The sequence below is a fragment of the Kitasatospora sp. NPDC051164 genome (assembly GCF_044455625.1).
GTDB lineage: Bacteria > Actinomycetota > Actinomycetes > Streptomycetales > Streptomycetaceae > Kitasatospora.
Genome location: NZ_JBITFB010000125.1, coordinates 1 through 1,523, shown reverse-complemented (window position 1 = coordinate 1,523; position 1,523 = coordinate 1). Strand labels below are relative to the sequence as shown.

At 67.5% G+C, this 1,523-nt stretch carries 2 protein-coding genes; both read left to right on the top strand.

All coding sequences use genetic code 11. The features are described from left to right. Positions 1-79: 79 nt before the first annotated feature. Positions 80-463, top strand: a complete 384-nt coding sequence (locus tag ACIBEC_RS47795) for a hypothetical protein (protein ID WP_360510330.1) — start codon at positions 80-82, stop codon at positions 461-463. Between the two features lie 20 nt (positions 464-483). Next, complete coding sequence (locus ACIBEC_RS47790) at positions 484-1,488, top strand: IS3 family transposase (RefSeq protein WP_360510328.1); 1,005 nt, start codon at positions 484-486, stop codon at positions 1,486-1,488. Positions 1,489-1,523 lie beyond the last annotated feature (35 nt).

The following is a 1,523-nucleotide window of genomic DNA, read 5'->3' as shown; positions in this document are numbered from 1 at the left end:
CCCTCTCTGTCAGCCTTGGGTGAGACATCCCGCTTTGTCGGGTTAGCCTGAGAGGGCCCGAGTAGGAGTTCCACCCCTGATGACCAGCACCAATTCGTCCGCGGCCGACCCGGCGCCCAGGCCGAAGCGCCGCACGTTCAGCCCCGAGTACAAGCTGCGGATCGTGGCCGAGTACGACGCCGCGCCCGAGGGTGAGAAGGGCGCGGTCCTGCGCCGCGAGCGCCTGTACCACTCGCACGTCACCGAGTGGCGGGCCGCGCGCGATGCCGGGGCCCTGGAGAACCTGGTCGACCGCCGTACGAGCCCGGCCCGCCCGAAGAAGTCCGCCGCCGAGGTCGAGAACGAGAAGCTGCGTCGGCAGGTGGAACGGCTGGAGAAGGAACTCGCCCGGAACAAGGCCGCACTGGAGGTCCTGGGAAAAGCGTCGGCGCTCTTGGAAATGATCTCCGAGGGCGCGGACTGAGGCACGCCGCCGACCCGGTCATGGACGAGGCGTTCGCCGGCCTCGAACACGAACTGGGTATCGCAGCTGCGTGCCGGCTGACCGGCCGCTCCCGGGCCACCCACTACCGCAGACTGAAGCCGCCGCCCGCGCGCGGGCCACGACAGCCCCAGGTCCAACCGTCGGCCCTTTCGACCGAAGAACGTGATGCGGTACTGGAGTTGATGAACAGCCCCGAGTACGCCGAGCTGCCGCCCGCACAGATCTGGGCCCGCGAGCTGGACACCGGGCGCTACCACTGCTCGGTCTCCACGATGTACCGGATCCTGCGCGAGCGCGGGCAGTCCGGCGAGCGCCGCCGCCAGGCCACCCACCCGGCCAGAACAGTGCCCGAGCTGGTCGCCACCGCGCCTTCGCAGGTGTTCACGTGGGACATCACCAAGGCAGCCGGCCCCAGCAAGGGAATCTGGTACCACGCCTACGTCATCATCGACATCTTCAGCCGCTACATCGTCGGCCACACCGTCGAGGCGGCCGAATCAGCCGGGCGGGCGGAGGAGCTGATCCGCGAGACCATCGCGCGCAACGGCATCGTCCCCGAGACCGTGCACGCCGACCGCGGCACCTCGATGACCTCCAAGAAGGTCTCCCAGCTGCTGATCGACCTCGGGGTCACCAGAAGTCACTCGCGTCCCAAGGTCTCCAACGACAATCCTTACAGCGAGGCCCAGTTCAAGACCACCAAGTACATGTCCGACTATCCCGAGCGGTTCGATTCCCTGGCCCACGCCCGTGAATGGTTCGACGCCTTCATCTCGTACTACAACCACGAGCACCGGCACTCGGGCATCGGACTTCACACGCCCGCCAGCGTCCACTTCGGCACCGCCGATGAGATCCGCGACCAGCGGGCCGTCACCCTCGTCGAGGCCTATGCACGGCACCCCGAGCGCTTCGGCCGCCGCCCCAGACCACCCGAGATCCCAAAGACGGCGTGGATCAACGACCCGGCCAAGCGCAGGGAACCCGCACCACAAACCTCATAGCGTCACGACCGTCTCACTGGACTTGAAATCTTCCG

What these genes read in the sequence shown, in the direction of transcription:
- ACIBEC_RS47795 (WP_360510330.1), top strand. Translation starts at nt 80, where the DNA reads ATGACCAGCACCAATTCGTCCGCGGCCGACCCGGCGCCCAGGCCGAAG.
- ACIBEC_RS47790 (WP_360510328.1), top strand. Translation starts at nt 484, where the DNA reads ATGGACGAGGCGTTCGCCGGCCTCGAACACGAACTGGGTATCGCAGCT.